The organism is Sorangiineae bacterium MSr12523 (assembly GCA_037157775.1).
GTDB classification, from domain to species: Bacteria; Myxococcota_A; Polyangia; order Polyangiales; family Polyangiaceae; genus Pendulispora; species Pendulispora brunnea.
Genome location: CP089982.1, coordinates 10,228,558 through 10,245,877, shown reverse-complemented (window position 1 = coordinate 10,245,877; position 17,320 = coordinate 10,228,558). Strand labels below are relative to the sequence as shown.

Annotated in this window: 15 protein-coding genes; 7 read left to right on the top strand and 8 right to left on the bottom strand. The window is 65.4% G+C overall.

Annotation, left to right across the window (positions count from 1 at the left end; all coding sequences use genetic code 11):
• The first annotated feature begins 8 nt into the window (after positions 1-8).
• The 3 genes from LZC95_40090 to LZC95_40080 all read left to right on the top strand — a co-directional run bounded on the left by LZC95_40090 (position 9) and on the right by LZC95_40080 (position 3,251).
• Entirely contained in the window at positions 9-1,433 is a 1,425-nt protein-coding gene (locus tag LZC95_40090; protein ID WXA92636.1) for an MFS transporter, read from the top strand.
• Complete coding sequence (locus LZC95_40085) at positions 1,430-2,284, top strand: hypothetical protein (GenBank protein ID WXA92635.1); 855 nt, start codon at positions 1,430-1,432, stop codon at positions 2,282-2,284. The genes LZC95_40090 and LZC95_40085 overlap by 4 nt, the downstream gene beginning before the upstream one ends.
• 112 nt (positions 2,285-2,396) lie before the next feature.
• Complete coding sequence (locus tag LZC95_40080; protein ID WXA92634.1) at positions 2,397-3,251, top strand: hypothetical protein; 855 nt, start codon at positions 2,397-2,399, stop codon at positions 3,249-3,251.
• On the opposite strand, the gene LZC95_40075 is transcribed toward LZC95_40080, so the two are convergent.
• From LZC95_40075 to LZC95_40060, 4 genes are all read right to left on the bottom strand, one after another.
• Positions 3,248-3,487, bottom strand: a complete 240-nt coding sequence (locus LZC95_40075; protein WXA92633.1) for a hypothetical protein — start codon at positions 3,485-3,487, stop codon at positions 3,248-3,250. The genes LZC95_40080 and LZC95_40075 overlap by 4 nt on opposite strands.
• Positions 3,488-3,565: 78 nt before the next feature.
• Positions 3,566-4,699 carry a hypothetical protein gene (locus LZC95_40070; GenBank protein WXA92632.1) on the bottom strand — a complete coding sequence of 378 codons (1,134 nt, stop codon included), beginning with the start codon at positions 4,697-4,699 and terminating at the stop codon, positions 3,566-3,568.
• Positions 4,700-4,750: 51 nt separating this feature from the next.
• Positions 4,751-5,536 (bottom strand): CpsD/CapB family tyrosine-protein kinase, encoded by a 786-nt coding sequence (locus LZC95_40065; protein WXA92631.1) that lies wholly within the window; start codon positions 5,534-5,536, stop codon positions 4,751-4,753.
• Positions 5,530-7,257, bottom strand: coding sequence for a hypothetical protein (locus LZC95_40060; GenBank protein ID WXA92630.1), 1,728 nt, complete (start codon positions 7,255-7,257; stop codon positions 5,530-5,532). Before LZC95_40060 ends, LZC95_40065 begins: the two co-directional genes overlap by 7 nt.
• Before the next feature lie 271 nt (positions 7,258-7,528).
• Here LZC95_40060 and LZC95_40055 point away from each other — a divergent pair, with 271 nt between their 5' ends.
• A complete protein-coding gene (locus LZC95_40055) occupies positions 7,529-8,467 on the top strand; it encodes an SDR family oxidoreductase (GenBank protein WXA92629.1) in 939 nt (312 codons plus the stop codon).
• A gap of 65 nt (positions 8,468-8,532) precedes the next feature.
• Entirely contained in the window at positions 8,533-9,927 is a 1,395-nt protein-coding gene (locus LZC95_40050; protein WXA92628.1) for a hypothetical protein, read from the top strand.
• A 90-nt stretch (positions 9,928-10,017) separates the two neighbouring features.
• Here LZC95_40050 and LZC95_40045 read toward each other — a convergent pair whose 3' ends face one another.
• The 3 genes from LZC95_40045 to LZC95_40035 all read right to left on the bottom strand — a co-directional run bounded on the left by LZC95_40045 (position 10,018) and on the right by LZC95_40035 (position 14,263).
• The gene (locus tag LZC95_40045; protein ID WXA92627.1) at positions 10,018-11,325 is read right to left on the bottom strand and encodes an inositol-3-phosphate synthase; all 1,308 of its coding nucleotides are present in this window, start codon (positions 11,323-11,325) and stop codon (positions 10,018-10,020) included.
• Between the two features lie 93 nt (positions 11,326-11,418).
• Positions 11,419-12,978, bottom strand: coding sequence for a DHA2 family efflux MFS transporter permease subunit (locus LZC95_40040; protein ID WXA92626.1), 1,560 nt, complete (start codon positions 12,976-12,978; stop codon positions 11,419-11,421).
• A 28-nt stretch (positions 12,979-13,006) separates the two neighbouring features.
• Complete coding sequence (locus tag LZC95_40035; GenBank protein WXA92625.1) at positions 13,007-14,263, bottom strand: HlyD family secretion protein; 1,257 nt, start codon at positions 14,261-14,263, stop codon at positions 13,007-13,009.
• 227 nt (positions 14,264-14,490) lie between these two features.
• On the opposite strand from LZC95_40035, the gene LZC95_40030 reads away from it, so the two are divergent.
• Both LZC95_40030 and LZC95_40025 read left to right on the top strand, forming a co-directional pair.
• Positions 14,491-15,120: a TetR/AcrR family transcriptional regulator gene (locus LZC95_40030; GenBank protein ID WXA92624.1), complete on the top strand. Its 630-nt coding sequence runs from the start codon at positions 14,491-14,493 to the stop codon at positions 15,118-15,120.
• 57 nt (positions 15,121-15,177) lie between these two features.
• Positions 15,178-16,800, top strand: coding sequence for a YifB family Mg chelatase-like AAA ATPase (locus LZC95_40025; GenBank protein ID WXA92623.1), 1,623 nt, complete (start codon positions 15,178-15,180; stop codon positions 16,798-16,800).
• Here the strand turns inward: LZC95_40025 and LZC95_40020 are convergent.
• On the bottom strand, positions 16,781-17,137 hold the full coding sequence (locus tag LZC95_40020; protein WXA92622.1) for a SemiSWEET transporter: 357 nt from the start codon (positions 17,135-17,137) through the stop codon (positions 16,781-16,783). The genes LZC95_40025 and LZC95_40020 overlap by 20 nt on opposite strands.
• Between the last annotated feature and the right edge of the window lie 183 nt (positions 17,138-17,320).

The following is a 17,320-nucleotide window of genomic DNA, read 5'->3' as shown; positions in this document are numbered from 1 at the left end:
GCCGTGCGATGAGCGAGCTCTTGCCCATCGTGATTCTTCTCGGTGTGATTGCCCTGGTCACGTTGCGGTTGCCCAGGGTGGAGCTCGGTCACTCGCCTGAGTTTCGCCGCCGGCGTTTTCTCAACTGGTTTCCGGTTGGGATGACCTACGCCTTCCTCTACATGGGGCGGTACAACCTGACCGTCTGCAAGAACGCGCTCGGGCAGCTCATGTCGAAGGAAGACTTCGGCACGATTTTTTCGCTCGGCACCGTCGTCTATGGGTTTGCCTTCGTCATCAACGGGCCCCTCACGGACCGATGGGGCGGGCGAAAGACGATCATGCTCTCCGCGGTGGGCGCGGCCGTGTCCAACATCGCCATGGGGCTCGTGCTCCTGTCCGGGCGGCGTGACGCACTCGTATCGGTGTTCGCGCCGCTTTACGCGCTGAACATGTATTTTCAAAGCTTTGGCGCGGTCTCGATCGTGAAGGTGAACGCCGCATGGTTTCACCTGCGCGAGCGCGGAACCTTCGGGGGCATCTTCGGCATTTTGATTTCGCTGGGCGTCTATTTCGCCTTCGATTGGGGGCAGTTCATCGTGGATCACGCGCCCGTGCACTGGGTGTTCTTCGTGCCGGCGCTCCTGCTGCTGACGTTGGCCATGTTCGATGCATGGCTGGTGCGCGACACGCCAGGGCAGGCCGGGCAGGCCGATTTCGACACGGCCGATACGTCGTCGGGCGACGATGGGCCGCAGCTTTCGGTATTCGAGGTCGGCAAGCGAATGCTGAAGCACCCGGTGATCATGACGATCGCGCTGGTCGAGTTTTGCAGCGGCTACCTGCGCAACGCGATCATGCAGTGGTACCCGATCATGGCGAAAGAGACGGGGATCGCCAAAGCCTTCGTGGCGAGCCACTGGGGCATGATGACGTGCGTGGCCGGCATCTTGGGCGGCGTATTTGCGGGTGTGATTTCGGACCGGATCTTCCAATCGCGCCGCGGTCCCGTGTCGGCGGTGCTTTATGGCGCCATGCTTCTGGGCACGGGCGGGATGTTTGCTGTGCTGACGACACCACTTCTCGGTTGGCTGGTGGTGTTCATGTCCCTCTGCATCATCGGCGTGCACGGGATGCTTTCCGGCACGGCCAGCATGGATTTCGGCGGCAAGAAGAACGTGGGTGTGGCCGTCGGCCTGATCGACGGATTCGTGTACTTGGGAACGGGATTGCAGGCCTACGTGCTGGGCCAGGTGTTGCCCAAGGACGCGGCGGCGAAGGTGACGGAGAATTGGTGGGCGTGGCCCTTGGTGATGGCGCCGGCGGCACTCGCTGGATTCCTGCTCGCGACGCGGGTGTGGAATGCGAAGCCGAAGCCTCGCGAGTTCGCCGCGAGTAAGGCCGTGTCGGAAGCGAAGACGGCCGTGGCCGGCACAGTGAACGAGACGCCGTGACCGCTCACGGATATGGTTGGGGCATGCGTGCGGCGGGCTTTCTTGCAATAGGTATTTGCTCCGTCGTGGTGGGCATGGTGGCCTGCAGCGGCGATACGTTCACCAACGAGCCTGGCGTCGGCGGAGACGGTGGTCCGGGTGTGGACGCCGGCAACGATTCGGGCGGCGACGGCGGACGTCCAAGCTGCGCGCCCGGCGTTTCGGAGAGGGCTTTCTGCTCGAACTTCGACAAATCGAACAACGTGCGCGACGACAAGTGGAGCGTGAGCGGCGCCCAGGACGTCGTGCAGGTTCGAAACGGGTCGCCGTTCGCAGCGAAATCGCCGCCGAATTTCTTGTTCGTCGACAGCGGGGACAACGATCACGCCTTCGTGACGACGAACTTGCCCCCGACGAAGCGATTCAGCCTGTCGTTCGAGATGCGGCTGCAGGAGCTCGGGAATCAATCGTACGTGGCCATGCTGCTGTCGTTCTGTCCGCGGTCCGGGGCGGGCAACTGCTTCTCGTTGCGGCTGAAATTTGCGGCCCCGAGCGATGCTGGGAGGCAAGTGGTCGTGGACGACGGAAGCTTCCAGGCCAACGTGGGCAACGTCGAGGCCTTGCGCGACCAGTGGGTCCACGTGGCGCTGGAATCGAACCTGGAGGCGACGGCGAACAACATTGGGACGCTTCGCGTGACGTTCGGCAGCGACACGAGGAGCATGGCGATTCTCGTGCCGTCGAGCACCATCGCCCAGGTCGATCACGTGGAGCTGAATCTCGGCGCCGTCAGTGCGGACACGGGAAGCGGCGGGGGCTTCAATGCCTATCAGCTCGGCATCGATACGGTGATCTTCGACCCGGCACCGTAAGGTAGGGGGTGTCCGGGACAGGGGTCGATCTGTCCGGGACGGTGCGGGGGGTGCTGGGACTCGGTGATTTCAGGGGGTGTGGTGCGGCACGCGGCTTGTTCTACGCGCGGGCATGGACCTGCCCATCTCCCCCGAACCGCTTCGCATTTGCCTGCTGCTCTTCGTAACGTTGCTCTTTCTGCCGACGCGCGCGTTTGCGCAATCGTTTGCCGGACCGGAGCCCGAGATTGACCCGGACGCGGTGGAGCGTCTCGTGGCCAAGCACCGCGGGGCGAGTTGGCTCTCGCTCGGTGGCTATGCGCACACGGTGGATGGGCACACGCGCGACTTCGGCGCGCTCGCCACGTTGGAGCTGCCGTTCGATCAACTGGCCCACCGCGGGGCGGAGCGGCCGCGCCTCGAGAGAGCGGCCGCGATGGTGCCCAGCGGGACATTTTCCGCGGCGAGCCTGCCCGTCACCCGCGACGTGGCGCGGTCCGCAGTTCTGGCCGCGTGGCGCTCGGCAGGGCTCGGTCCGGGCGATGCCCGAGTGGACGATCTGGCGTCGCGGGCGCGGTGGAGTGCGCTGTTTCCCGAGGCGCGCATGCGCGTCGCCCGCGCCTTCGACGAGAGCGCCCGCATCGATTCGACGGCCTCGGGCGATCCACGCACCACCGACAGCGCGGGCGCGAACCTATGGCTCGAGGCGCGCCTGACGTGGCGGCTCGATCGCATCCTTTATGCGGACGACGAACCCGCGTTCGAGCGCATACGCTTCGAGCGGCACGACGCCCGTGCGCGCATCGCGGCGCGCGTGCTCACCTTGCTCGGACAGTGGCAGCGCGCCTGGGTGGACACGCACCTCTCCGCGCCGGACGCGGCAGAATCGTTGGAAACGGGGATGCGCCTCAGCGACGCCGAGGCGGCCCTCGATGTTCTCACCGGCTCCTGGTTCGGCCGATGGCGTTCCTCACTCGATACGCGTTAGTCCTGGCCTGCGCGGCGGTCGTCGCTGGCGCGGCGGTCGGGCGAGAAGGCGTGGGTGAGCGCCCCGGCGAGCTCGTCGGGGTTGGGGGCGCGGCGATCGGTGAGCTTGCGGCGCTCGGCGAGAAGCGCGCGGAGTTCTTCGATGCTGCGCGCGGTGCGGGAGGCACGCCGATGCATGAGTTCGTGCGTGCCGCAGACGACGACCGGTTCACCACCGGCGAGACGCAGGCTGGTCAAGGCACGAGCATCGCGCTCACCGCACACGGCGCAGGCAGATCCACTGGCAAAGTCTTGCATCGGCCGACCCTCGGCCATTCAGGACGCGTGGGCCAACTTTGTGGCGGAGGCCGCGCGTGGCGGTGCCGGAATCACATGGTCGATGTACTGCCCGGGCGAGCCCGTCTTTCCGTCCATGGCCGCACAGGCCACGTTGAACATCTCGCGCGCCGTCACGTAGTGCAGCTTCCAGCGCGTGCCGTCGTTGTAGCGCTCGTGCAGCGCGGCGTGCAGCGCCGCCATCTTCGGGCCGAGCACCGCCTCGGCGTTGTCCTCGGGCGCACCGTGCGTGTGCACCTTGACGAAGATCCAATCGGGGCGTCCTTCGACGCACACGCCCTGGCGCACCCACGTGTCGAGGCGTGCCGGCGTCGGCGGATCGTGCGCATCGAGCGCGCCACCCTCGATGCGGAGGGGCCGGAGCGCACGCTTTCCCGGCCGGCGCGCGAGGGCCAGCGGTCCCTGGATCATCAAGAGACGATCGCGGCGTGGCATCCCCACGTGCGCGAGCTCGGCATCTTCGTAAGCGCGCCGCCGGCGAACATCACCGCGCGGGTAATAGATGGCGTTGACCACGTGCGGTTGGCACGGGTCGGGCGCGCTGGGAAAGGTGAAGTCGGCGTAACATCCGAGCTCGTACAGGAGCTCCATCTCGTCGTCGACACCGCACCAGCGGCCATCCGGCCGGGCGTTGGCCAGGCACCAATTGCCATGGATGAAAGCCCACGCCGGGGTGCCTTTGGGATGGCGCGGCACGACGCCGTGCGCATCCAGATCGCGCAGCGTCTTCTCCAGCGCGGCACGCAAGGTCTCGCGGGTGTCGCCGTCGTGGTGAAGGTGGACCTCCACCTCGCCGAGGCCCATGGCACACATTTCGGCGAGTGGCTCCACGAAGCGCGGATCGTACTGCTCGCCGGGAAAAAAGTAGGAATGACGGGGCAGGCGTCCGTTCGCATCGCGAAAGCGACGCGCCATCTCCGGATACCGCCGCCGCCACGTCATGACCCGCTCGAGACCCTGCTCGAACGTGACGTTCCCGTGCAATGGTTCATAATGATCGCAAACGGCGAAGACAAGGTGCTTCACGCCGTTGTCACCGAAACCGTAGGTGCCGCTCGCGAAGGGTGCGCGACGCAAGTTCGCGCGCCCCCGCTGCAAAAGCCAGCTGGGCACCCACCGATGAAGCCCCTTCCGCCAAAGAGCGCGAAGCATGAGGGCTCTAGGTCAAGGCGAGATGCTGCGTCGTACGTTGCCGCTGCGACCGCCGGCCGTATCCCAGAGAACCACACCCACCGCCTTGCGCTGTCCGAGCTGCTTCACCCCTTCGCGCACGTCGGCACCGCGCGAGATCGCGCTTTGCGCGACGACGATGACGCCGTCCACCGCGTTCTCGACCACGTTGGCATCGCCCGACCCGAGGATGCTCGGACCGTCGACCACCACGTAATCGTAACCACGCCCGAGGAACCCGACCACATTCTGGAAATGTGTAGAGTGCAATGTCTCCGGGAAGGTGTGCGCGCCCGTCTCCTCGGCCAGCACGTGCAGCGAGGGACCGAGGGCAACCACGGTCCAAGGCTCCATGCTGCCGCGCATCTTGCGCGCGAGCTGCGTCGAGAATCCATGGCCCTCCGGAACGCGGAAGCCCAAGATTTTCGCGATGGTCGGTCTCTGGAAATTGGCCTCCATCAGCAGAACGCGTGCGCGCTGCGACTCGCTCAGAACGAGCGCGAGCTGGGCAGAAAATGTGCTCTTGCCTTCGCCATCGCGCGGGCTGGTCACGCCGAAGACCCACATGCCGTCGGAGCGGCGCTGTTCGAGCCGGTGACGGATGACGCGAAGGGAGGCGGCCGCCTCGGGGGCCGTCTCGCCGAGCATGATGAGAACGTGTGTATCGGGGGGGGTGGCCCAAGCTGGAACGATGCGCACGGGCGACTCCGCGCCGTGCACTGCCTGGGCAATTTCATTTCGAGACAGGACCAAAGTTCGGGGGGGATCTTCAATCAGCATGTATTGCCTCCTCCGCTCGGCGGTTGCGACGGGCCACTCCCAGAAGGCCTAGGAGGCGGCGCAGGTTCCGAACGGACCGAGTTTCTTGGAGCGGGAGGTTCCACGGAGCTCGACGGAGAGGGTGGAAGCTTGGGGATCGTACCGAGCACCGGGATCATCCGGAGAAGCTCGACGTCGTACGCATCGATCAGCGTGTCATTCGTCGCGACCCGCGCAAAGGCGAATCCGACGGCGAGGAACATCGTGAGGCTGAGGCCAATCAGCGCAGCGTTGGTCCGGCCACCGCGCGCGGGGCGCGTGGGACGGTACGCCGGGTCGATGATTTCCATCTGCGCATCGCCCGTGGCCTCGGCAGCGCTTGCGCGAAGGCTCGCGCGATCCATGCGGCGGGCGAGATCGTCATGAGACGACTTCGCATCGCTGGTGGCGCGCAAGAGACGTTGCCACTCGGTCTCCAGCAGAACGAGCGGGTTCGTCGGTTCCGGAGCAGGGGCGGCCTTGGCGGAATCCGCCGCGGCCGAAGGAGCACCCGCGCCATGTTTCGCAACCTCCGCCTGACGTTGCGCAATCTGACGCTGAACTTCTTCCACCCGCTTTTGAAGATCGGGCGCGACCTGTGCGACGTCCGCCTGACCCTTGTTGTCACCCTTCTTCGCTGCCTCGAGGTTGGCCTCGGCCGCCTGCAGCGTACGCGCCGCCGCGTCGACCTGGGATCGCGCAGCAATGACGTCAGGGTGTTGATCCGTGAAGCGCGTCACCTTGTCCGCCAGGTCCGCCTGAGCCTGTGCGGCCCGTCGCGCTGCCTCGTCACGCGCTTTGGCGAGGTTTGCGACGCTGTCATTTACCGTCGGCGCCGCGCCTGGGTTCGCGCGCGCGCGCATTTCGTTTTCCAGCCGCGCCTTCTGACGGTAGAGCGAGGCGAGCTGCGGATCGGTCGAATGTTGCGCCGCGACGATGCCCGGCATCAGCGGCGGCGCCTGCACGGCGGCGCCGAAGCCGGCACCGGCCTGTCCGGCGAGGCCACCTTGCCGCGTTTCGGCGGCGAACTCCGGGTGGGCTGCAAGGAACGTGGCGAGCTGTCGGTTCGCTGTTTCCAACGCTTCCTCGGCGCGCTTTTCTTCCACGCTGAGGAATTCGGCTTGCTGCTTGGAGGTGCTCAGATTGCCCTTGCGGAACTCCTCCATGGTCGACTCGGCGAGTCGCTGCGTGACGGCGCGGGTGCGATCGGCGTCTTCGTCCTCGAACGAGATGACGAAGGTCTCGCTGTCGCGTCCGCGGAAGCCGACGTGCAGCCGCATCTCCTCGACCGCGTCGATCATCCCCTTCGATTCCACCGTCTTCGGATAGAGGTTGAACTCACGAATGACGGGCTCCAGGCGCGTGCGCGTCAGGAGGGTGTCTTTGAGCTTCGGCGCAAGCTTCATGGCGCGCTCGGACGGAGACTCTTCGCGCTCGCCGGTGTTGATGGCCGGGCGGACGAGGACGACGCATTCCGAGCGATAGATGCGCGTCAGATTCATGGCGACGGCGACCGAGATGATGGCACCGAGAACGAACAGCGCGGCGGCGCTCTTCCAGTAAGTCGCGGCTCTGCGCGCCACCACGCGGGCGCGCTCCATTCTCTCGCGGGGCGTGAGCTCGCGAGGGGGCGCGAGCGCAACGAACTGGCCCGACACCGAATCGCGGTATTGCGACGCGGTGATACGGAAGGCTTGCTTCAAAACTCCGAAGAGTCCGGAAGCATCCTCAGGGAGGGGGTTGGGCATACAGATATAGATGCTGGATTCAGCGCAACGGATTGCGCTGGTCCCTCCGTTAAAATCATTAGATATCGTCCTCTGCCTGGTGGTTCCGCTTCACAATTGCAATTTTTCCAAAGGCTTAGCTGCGTCGAAAATAATCGAAATTTAGCGACCCAACGTGAAGCACGGTCATCTGATATGGCCGGCAGAAAACAGGAGCGGTCGCAGTACATCGGAGCGACAGAAAAAAATGCCAACGTATCTCGTTACGGGGGGAGCCGGTTTCATCGGCTCATCCATCGCTGAGGCTTTGCTCGCACGTGGCGAAACGGTACGCATCCTGGATGACTTCTCGTCCGGGCGCCGCGCCAACGTGGAAAGCCTCCCGGGCAAGGTGGAGGTCATCGAGGGAAGCATCCTCGACGCCGATGCGGTCGGGCGCTGCATGCGGGGGGTCGACGTGGTGTTCCACGAGGCGGCCATCCCATCCGTCTCCCGCTCGGTGGAGAATCCGCAGCGCAGCATGCTCGCCAACGTGCAGGGCACCACCGTGGTGCTCGACGTCGCGCGCCAGGAGCGCGTCAAACGCGTGATCTACGCCGCGAGCTCGTCCGCCTATGGCAACACGAAGACGTTGCCCAAGGTGGAGACGATGCCGTCCGTTCCACTCTCACCGTACGCGATCTCGAAGTTCACGGGTGAGCAGATCCTCCGCGTATTCTCGAGCCTCTACGGCATCGAGACGTTGAGCCTGCGCTACTTCAACGTGTTCGGCCCGCGACAAGACCGAAAGAGTCAGTACGCGGCCGTGATTCCGAACTTCATCAGCGCCGCTTTGGCCGGCGAGCGACCTGTCATCTATGGGGACGGCGAGCAGACGCGCGACTTCTGCTTCATCGACAACGTGGTGCGGGCGAATCTGCTGGCGGCCGAGAGTCGCTCGGCGTTGACGGGCCAAGTGGTCAACATCGCTTGCGGCGAGCGGACGTCGCTCAATGCGCTGGCGCGGTACGTGGCCGAGGAGGTCGGCACGCGCTTGGAGCCGGAGTACCGGCCGGAGCGCGCCGGCGATGTGCGCGATTCCTTGGCGGATATCTCGGCGGCGCGGGCGCTCATCGGCTACGAGCCCCAGGTGGACGTGCGCGAAGGTTTGCGACGAACCATTGCGGCATTCCGCACAGCGAAGTAGGTTCCCGCAGCGGTTGCGTGCGGATCCGCTGGAAAACATTCGTCTCGACACGTCGGCTCTGGGCCGTGGCCGTGGCGCTCCTCGTCCTGTCGAGCATCGTCACGACGGCCTACCTGGTGGCGCTTTTGCGCGACCGGCCCGTGCTGAACGGGGAAGGGGAGATCCTCTCCGAGGCGGCGCGTCTGCGGTTGCACTTGCCGCTGTACACGGATCCGCTCGCGGGGGCCTTCGACCAGGGGCCGTATCCGACGCGTGCGTACGTGCTTTACCCGCCACTCTGGTCGTGGGTCCTTTCGTTCCTCCCCGCCAAGGAGGCGCCTCTTTTGGGGCGGGTCGTCGGCGGTCTGATGTGGATGGGCACCCTGCTACTGGTCCTGCGGACTGCCGCGCGTCGGGAGCGGCGCGCGGTCGCCGTCGCGACGCTCTACCTCATGGGAAGCCATTTGCTCGCGACCTTCGCGGTCTGCGCGCGGCCCGACACGGCCGCGGTGTGCCTGGCGGCGCTGGCGTTGCTCCTCGCGGTGCGGCGCGCGCATGCGGGGCCGCTTTGTGGTGCGCTCTTTGCTCTGGCCGCATGGCTGAAGCCCAATGTGGTCGGCCTTGGCGCGGGGGTGGCTGTGGCGCTGCTGCTCGAGCGGCCCTTCTCCGTTCCTGCGCTGCTGCGCCGGCTCTTGCCGCCGCTCACCGGTGTGCTTGCGGTGAGCGTGCCCGTCGCGTGCATCTTGTACGCCGCGAGCGACGGTAGCTTCGTGGATCACCTGCGCCTTTCCGTGGGACAGGCGCTGAGGCTCGATCTCTGGTGGGACCAAGTCAGCCGGCGGCTGCTCTTTCTCGGGCCGTTCGCGTTGGTGCTGACCATGGGCTGGCGCGGTCGCCGCGATCCGCGCGTGCGCATCGCGTTCTTCGCCGTCGCGGTGAACCTTGGGTGGATGCTCTTTTGCTTCGCCAAGGTGGGCGCGGCGTCCAATTACTGGATGGAGCCCGCCTTGGGCGCCGTCATCCTCGTGGCCTACGCTCCGTGGCCCGCCTGGTCCGAACGAACCGCCACGACCATCGGCGCCTTGGCCATCGCGCACGCGATCTGGCTGGCCGGCATCTCCGCCGAGGGCGTGCTGGAGGCCTTCGAGAAGCTCCCCGCGCGCACGCAACTCGTGCAGCGCGCCCGCGCGACCTGCCGCACGGATCCCTCCGACGTCATCCTCTCCGACAGCGCCGGCATCGAGTACATGGCCAACGGCCGCGTTCTCGCGCCCTTCTTCCAGACCCACGCGCTCATCTCGGCGGGCCGTCTCCCGGCCTCCACATGGGTCGGGGACGTCCTCCGCCCCGAAGCCAAATGCTTCCTTGCCGAGGGCCCCTTGCCCGATATCGCGTCGGCACCGGCGGTGCACGAAGCGCTGACCGGCAAATTCGTGCTCGAGGCGGAAGCCGGAGATTTGCGGCTGTATCGAGCTCGATAACGCCGAGGTGACGGCGAGATACGCGATCCGAATCCTCGCCACACGGTTCGCGAGGATCCGGATCCGATCTCTAGCTTCGTCGGCGACGGATTATTCGTCGTGCTCGGCCAAATGCGTCAGCGGCTGCTCACCCATCATGAGGCGGAGGGTGTTCTTCAAGCGGAGGTGTTGCAGGAACAGGTCGTGCTCTTGCACGTGGCCGCGTTCGACGTGGGGGCTCTTGAAGTAGAACGAGAGCCACTCTTGGACGCCGCTGCGGCCGGCGCGGCCGGCGAGGTCGAGCAGCAAGGCCAAGTCGAGAACGACGGGGGCGGCGAGGATCGAGTCGCGGCAGAGGAAGTCGATCTTCATCTGCATCGGGTAGCCGAGCCAGCCCGTGATATCGATGTTGTCCCAGCCCTCTTTCTCGTCGCCGCGCGGAGGGTAGTAGTGGATGCGGATGCGGTGGAACAAGTCCCCGTAAAGCTCGGGGTAGACCTCGGGCTGCAGGATCGAGTCGAGCACGCCCGACTTGGTCACTTCCTTCGCCTTGAAGCTCTCCGGATCGTCGAGCACCTCGCCGTCGCGGTTGCCCAGCAGGTTCGTCGAGAACCAGCCCTTGAGACCGAGCGAACGCGCCTTGAGGCCGGGCGCGAGCACCGTCTTCACCAAGGTCTGCCCCGTCTTGAAGTCCTTGCCGGCGATGGGGACGTTCTTCGCGTGCGCGAGCTCCTCCAGCGCGGGAAAGTCGGCCGACAGGTTCGGCGCGCCGTTCGCGTAGGGGATGCCCTCTTGAATCGCCGCGTACGCGTAAAGCTGCGACGGCGAAATGGCCGGATCGTTGGCGCGAAGACCCGCCTCGAACGCCTCGAGCGAGCGGTGGCACTCGGCCGGCTCCAAGTAAATCTCCGTCGAGCCGCACCACACCATCACCGCGCGGTCGGCCTTCTGCTGCGCAATCGCATTGCGGATGTCCTGGCGGAGCTCCTCGGCGAGTTCCAACTTGGTTTTCGCCGTCTTCACGTTCGGGCCGTCGAGGCGCTTCACGTAGTCGCGGCTGAAGGCGGCCTTCATCGGCTTGATCGAATGGAGGAACTCCTTGTGAGCCTCCAGATCGTGCCGGCGCAGAACCTCTGCGCGGGAAGCGGCTTCGAACGCGTCGTCCGAGAAGACGTCCCACCCCGCGAACGCGAGGCTATCGAGCGGTGCGAGCGGCACGAAATCGCGAATCAGCGGATTGCGGTTCTCCGAGCGCGGACCAATTCGAATGGTCTGCATCTGGGTGACCGACCCGATGGGTAGGGCTTTGCCGCGTCGGACGGCCTCCACCCCCGCGAAGAACGTGGTCGCCACGGCGCCCATGCCCGGAGTTAAGACCAGTAACTTGCCCTTGGATTCTTTGATCGGCCGCTGCGTCATATTGTTGGCCTGCAGTTGTGGGAAGGTTTCGTACTCAGAAAAGGGGTCCGGAGCCTAACTCAACTTTTCTTCACCTCCAACGGACCCCGTTCCTCAGTGACCTCCCGAAACTTGGGCGCCCTTGGGGGGCTTGCCGAGCAGGAGAATAAACGGCAGAAACACGATGATCAGTGCGGCTGTGGCCCAGAACGTGTCCCCGAACGACATCACCGAGGATTGCTGCGCGACGATGCCGTCCAGGAGGCCCAGGGCCTTCTGTTTCGCGTCCTCGAGCGAGATGCCCTTGCTGACCAGCATCTGCGTGAAGCCCTGCAGCCGCTCGTTGGTCATCACGCTGTTCGGGACGATGCTCTCCACGAGCATGGCCCGGTGAAACTGCTGCCGTTGCGTGAGCAACGTGCTCAGAAGGGCCACACCGATGCTGCCACCGAGCTGGCGCGTCAGGTTGTAGAAGCCCGTGGCCGTGCCGACGTCCTCCTTCGGAATCGGACCCAGGGTTGCCATGCTGAGCGGCATGAACATGAGCACCGAACCCACCGACCGGAAAATCAGCGGCCAAAAGAGATCGCGCTCCGCCGTGTCCGGGCTCAATCGGGTGAGTGCAATCACGGCGCCGATGAGCACGACCGCCCCGAACGCCAGCAAGGCGCGCGCATCGAACCGGCTCACCAGCCTGGAGACGAAGATCATCGTCACCGCGGAGCCAAGGGCACCGGGCAGCATCAACATGCCCGTCTGCTGGGATGTATAATGCATGCATGTTTGCGCAAAGATGGGCACCGCAAACATGGCGCCATAAAGCGTCATCCCGAGCACCGTGGAGAGGATGCTCCCCGCCCAAAGCGAGCGGTAGCGGAGCACGCGCAGGTCGACGACCGGGTTCTTCGACCGAAGCTCGCGCACCACGAACGCCGTGAGGCCGACCACCGCCACGATGGCCCCGAAAATGATTGCGCGCGACTCGAACCAATCTTCGTCGTTGCCTTCCTCGAGGATCGCCTGGAACGCACCGATGCCTGCGGCCAAGAGGCCAATGGCGATCCAATCGATTTTGCTCCGCACCATGTCTTCGACGCGGTCCTTCTGGAGGAAGTACATCGTCATGGCCACGGCAATGATGCCGACCGGCACGTTGACGAAGAAGATCCAGCGCCAATCCACATTGGTGACCAAATAGCCGCCGAGCGTGGGGCCGATGGCGGGGCCTGAAATGACGATGATGCCGAAGAAGCCTTGGGCCATCGCCTGCTCTTCTTTGGGGAATGTCTCGAAGAGGATGGCCTGGGCTTTCGCGAGCAAACCACCGCCGGTGAGCCCTTGGAGGATGCGCGCGACGATCAGCATGGGCAGGCTCGTCGAGAGGCCGCACAAGACCGACGCGAGGGTGAAGCCGATGAGCGAAAAGACGAAGTAGTTCTTCTTGCCGAACCGATGCCCGAGCCAGGCCGTGAGCGGCAGGATGATGACGTTGGCAATTGCGTACGCCGAGACGACCCAACTGATCTGACTGAGCGTGGCGCCCAGCTCGGCCTGCATGTCGCTCAGCGCGACGTTGACGATGGTCGTGTCGATGATCTCGAGCAGGGCGCCGAGCGACACGGCCGCGGCGACGCCCCACTTGTTGACTCCCGAGCCTGGAGCTGCAGTGGCCATGGGAATACCTCTCTTCTTTGGCCTTGGACTACTTCCGCGTGTCGACGGTGAGGTCGACGCTCATGCCAGGCCGGAGGACGATTCCGTCGGGCGCCGCGTGCAGTTTCACGCGAACGGGAAGTCGCTGAACGATCTTGGTGAAGTTGCCTGTCGCGTTGTCGGGCGGCAACAGCGTGAAGCGTGAACCGGTCGCGCCGGAGAGGCTTTCGATCTCGCCTTCGAATTCGCGTCCGGGGAACGCATCCACCGAGAAATGCGCCGGCTGGCCCACGCGCATGTTCGTGACCTGCGTCTCCTTGAAGTTGCCCGTCAGGTAGATCTCCGGCGTGACGAGCTGCACGATCGTCTGGCCCAGGGCGACGTTCTGTCCCTCGTTGATCGTTTTTTTCGAAACCACCCCGTCATGCGGGGCCACGATCTTCGTATAGGACAGATCGAGGGCGGCAAGATCGCGCTGGGCCTGCGCCGTGGCCACTTGGGCATGCGCCTGCGCCGCGCGCGCACGCGCTTGGCGGACGAGCACGGGAACGTTGTTCGCCTGCTTGGCCTTGGCGTCGGCCTCGGCCACCTTGCTGCGGTTCTGCGCAACCGAGAGCTTCTCCGTCGTAAGGCGCGAGCGGGCTGCATCGAGGTTCGCTTGGGCGAGGTTGTAGGCCGTATCCGCCTGATCGAAATTGGCCTTGGCGATGGCGCCGCTGTCGAAGAGCGACTTGGCGCGCTCACGATCGAGCTTTGCTTGCGCGAGGTTGGCCTCGGCCGATTGGACGAGCGCCTCGCGCTCCTTGATCTGATCCTGCGTGGTCGCCACACCGGCAACCGCCGTCTGCAAGCTGGCGTCGGCGAACGACTTGTTGCCGACGGCATTGGTCTCGGCCACTTGGGCGTCGGCATCGGCCGCTTCCGCGGACGCGACGGCGGCGGCGACGCTGGCCTCGGCCTGCGCGAGGCGCGCTTTGGCGGGGGCGTCGTCCAACTCGGCGAGGACATCCCCCGCGTGCACTTGCTGGTTTTCCGTGAAGAGAATCTTGGCGACCGTACCGGCCGTACGTGCGGGAACGGCGACGATATTCGTATCGATCTGCGCGTTGTCCGTCGTCTCGAGCCCGCGATGCGCGACGTACCATGCGCCACCGGCGGCAATGGCGAGGGCCGCGACGCCCATCATGATGCGACGGCGGCGCTGCGGTTGAGCGGTCTGCGCAGGAGCTTCGGCGACTTCAGCGGCGGGAGCGTCCGTTAGGGTGGAGCTGTTGATGTTGCTATCGATGCTGGCTGATTGAGTCATTCGCGTGTGCCTTCTTATCCGGCAACCGGATGTTGCCATATTGAGGCTACGACCTTGATTTGGCAACTCATGGTTGCCATGTTTTTGAGGTAGAAAGGTTCCTGACCGGATCGCCATCCGGCCAAGGGGGCAGAAAGCTCATGACCGAAGAAAACCGACCCGCCGAGGCACCGAGACCCCGGCTTCGAAATGCCGGCCGCAGTACCCGCAGGACCGAGGGTATCCGCGTGCAGGGCCGAAGCGCCGAAATCGTCGAGCTCGTATTGCAGAATGCGGCCGAGGAATTTGGGCGAAATGGCTACGCCGGCATGCGCGTCGACGAAATCGCCGCGCGCTCCGGCGTGAACAAGACAACTATTTATCGACGTTGGCCGACAAAGGACGACTTGGTGGTGGCGGCCCTTCGCCACATTAGCCCATACAAGCAACCACCCAACACGGGCTCGCTTCGTGAGGATCTCCTTGGTTTGCTGCGCGGCATCGTGGAAATGGCGTCCACACCCAAGGGCCTCGCAATCTTTCGCGCCATCCAAATCGAGCGCGGTCAACCCGCGTTCGAGCCGGTGCTGACGCGACTCAAGACCGACATGGCCGGCAACCGCCAGGCGATTTTCGACCGCGCCATCCTCCGCGGCGAGCTCCCCGTGACCACGGACAGTCAACTCGTGGGCGAGGTGTGCTTTGCCGCCGTATTCCTTCGCATCGTGACCGTGGGACAAAAGGTCGACGAGCCGTTCCTCGAGTCGGTGGTCGACATGATTGTGGCCGGGGCCAAGGTGGTGGGCGCCAAGAACGGGCAACCCATCTCCGGCCAAGCCAACCCCGCCAGCTCAGCCAGCCCAGCCAGCGTGGAGTAAGACCCGCGCGCCACCTGTCCGGGACAGGGCCGAATCTGTCCCGGACAGGGCGCGTTGTTGGATTCTCCGGCAAAGTCGCGGGTGGAGCGCGGCACGGCGTTCGCGATGGCGATGGGCATGCTCGTCACCGCCCTGAGTGCCACATTGATTGGTCTTCAAGCGCAACTCGTTCGTGTGGAGGTCGAGGTCGCGCGTGGCGTTCCCTCATTCGAACTGGTGGGCCTCGCGGAGGCCTCCGTGCGGGAAAGCCGGGTGCGCGTCAAAGCGGCGCTCGCCCAAATGGGGGTCGATCTTTCCGAGTACCGCATCATCGTGAACCTCGCCCCGGCCGACGTGAAGAAGACGGGGAGCGCCTTCGATTTGGCCATCGCCCTCGCCACCTTGGCGGCATTGGAGATTGTGCCGGAAGCATCCTTCGCGGAGACGCTGTTGGTGGGCGAGCTATCGCTCGCGGGAAGCGTGCAGTTCGTACGAGGGGCGCTCCCACTGCTCCTTGGCGCACGTCAGCGTGGGATAAAAAAAGCCATCGTTCCTGCCTACAACGAGGCGGAAGCCGGCTTGGTGTCCGGGATCGACGTGCGCGTGGTCGCCCTGCTCGAGGATCTCGTGGCCGGCTTGCGGGGCGAGCAATCCATCGCACCGGCCAAACCGGGGTGGAACAAGGAAGAGCGCGCACCTCCGCTCGACGACTTGAGCGAGGTTCGCGGCCAGCTTCACGCGCGCCGCGCCCTGGAGATTGCGGCCGCGGGAGGGCACAACCTGCTCATGGTCGGCAGTCCAGGTGCGGGAAAGACGATGCTGGCGCGCCGCCTGCCCACGGTCCTGCCGCCTCTATCGGTCGACGAGGCGTTGGAGGTCATGGCCATCCATAGCGTGGGCGGGTTGCTTCCGCCGGAGTGCCCGCTGTCGTTCACGCCACCTTTCCGTGCGCCCCATCATTCCATCAGCGAGGCGGGGTTGGTCGGCGGGGGCGATCCGCGGCCGGGGGAGGTGAGCATCGCGCATCGGGGGGTGCTGTTTCTCGACGAGCTGCCGGAATTTCGCCGTGCAGCCCTGGAGGCGCTTCGTCAGCCGCTGGAGGATGGCGTGGTGACCATTTCACGTGCGTACGGCACGGCGACGTTTCCGGCGCGTCCTCTGCTGGTGGCCGCGATGAATCCGTGCCCCTGCGGCTACCACGCCGACGGAACCGATCGATGCACGTGCACGGTCGATCGCATTCGGTCGTATCGCGGGCGCATCAGTGGTCCGCTTCTGGATCGCATCGACGTGCAGGTCGCCTTGCCGCCCGTGCACGTGAGTGCACTCGCCCCATCGCGCCCCGGGGAATCTTCGGCCGCCGTTGCCACGCGCGTTGCCGCGGCAAGGGAGATTCAGCTCGATCGCATGGAGCGGGGGGAGACCACCGCGCCCACCAATGCCACGATCCGCCCGGCGGAGGCGGCGCGGGTGTCGGCATCCTCGGCCGAGGGATTGTCGCTTTTGACGAGTGCCGCCGCGCGCTACGGACTTTCGGCGCGGGCCTACGGCAAAGTGCTGCGCGTGGCCCGCACCATCGCCGATTTGGAGGGGAAGACGGCGGTCTCGCGCGACCACGTTTCGGAAGCGATCCAATTGCGCCTCCTCGACCGCTTTCACACGCGGCCATCGGCGGGGCGCCCTATGGCTTCAACGCCGTAGCGGCTGCAGCGGGCGTCGCCACGTGCGCCGTCACCCGGGCGCGTCGTCCGTCGAAGTGCAGCTTCATCCCGAGAATCCACAGGTCCAACGCCAAGGTCACCGCGTTGGCCGCGACGACGGGCCACGCCCGGGCCAAGAGACCGTACGCCAACCAGAGAAACACGCCGGTGCTGAAGATGGCGTACATGCCCACCGAGATGCCGTCGGTGCGTCGGGTGCGCCAGATCATCAAAGCCTGCGGAAGAAAGGACGCCGTGGTCAGAAACGCCGCGAGATAACCGACTAACTCGGGAAGCGATGGGGGCAAGGTGCGGCATCGTTTAGGAGCTCGGCCCATCCGTGTCTAGCCCGCTCCATCGAAATGTAACGCAAAGCGTTAGCGGCCCCTGCAGCAACGAGGCGGCGCGCCCGATTGCGGGGAGTGGTCACAGAAAAACGCGGACGGGTGACGGAACGCACGCCGTCGTCCCAATGCCAAAGGAAAGGAAGCCCGCGCGCGTGCGGTGCCTTTGCAGAAGGG

Bases quoted from the DNA above. Each gene is read 5' to 3' on its own strand.
- LZC95_40090 (WXA92636.1), top strand. From the start codon at position 9: ATGAGCGAGCTCTTGCCCATCGTGATTCTTCTCGGTGTGATTGCCCTG.
- LZC95_40080 (WXA92634.1), top strand. From the start codon at position 2,397: ATGGACCTGCCCATCTCCCCCGAACCGCTTCGCATTTGCCTGCTGCTC.
- LZC95_40065 (WXA92631.1), bottom strand. From the start codon at position 5,536: ATGCTGATTGAAGATCCCCCCCGAACTTTGGTCCTGTCTCGAAATGAA.
- LZC95_40055 (WXA92629.1), top strand. From the start codon at position 7,529: ATGCCAACGTATCTCGTTACGGGGGGAGCCGGTTTCATCGGCTCATCC.
- LZC95_40045 (WXA92627.1), bottom strand. From the start codon at position 11,325: ATGACGCAGCGGCCGATCAAAGAATCCAAGGGCAAGTTACTGGTCTTA.
- LZC95_40040 (WXA92626.1), bottom strand. From the start codon at position 12,978: ATGGCCACTGCAGCTCCAGGCTCGGGAGTCAACAAGTGGGGCGTCGCC.
- LZC95_40035 (WXA92625.1), bottom strand. From the start codon at position 14,263: ATGACTCAATCAGCCAGCATCGATAGCAACATCAACAGCTCCACCCTA.
- LZC95_40020 (WXA92622.1), bottom strand. From the start codon at position 17,137: ATGGGCCGAGCTCCTAAACGATGCCGCACCTTGCCCCCATCGCTTCCC.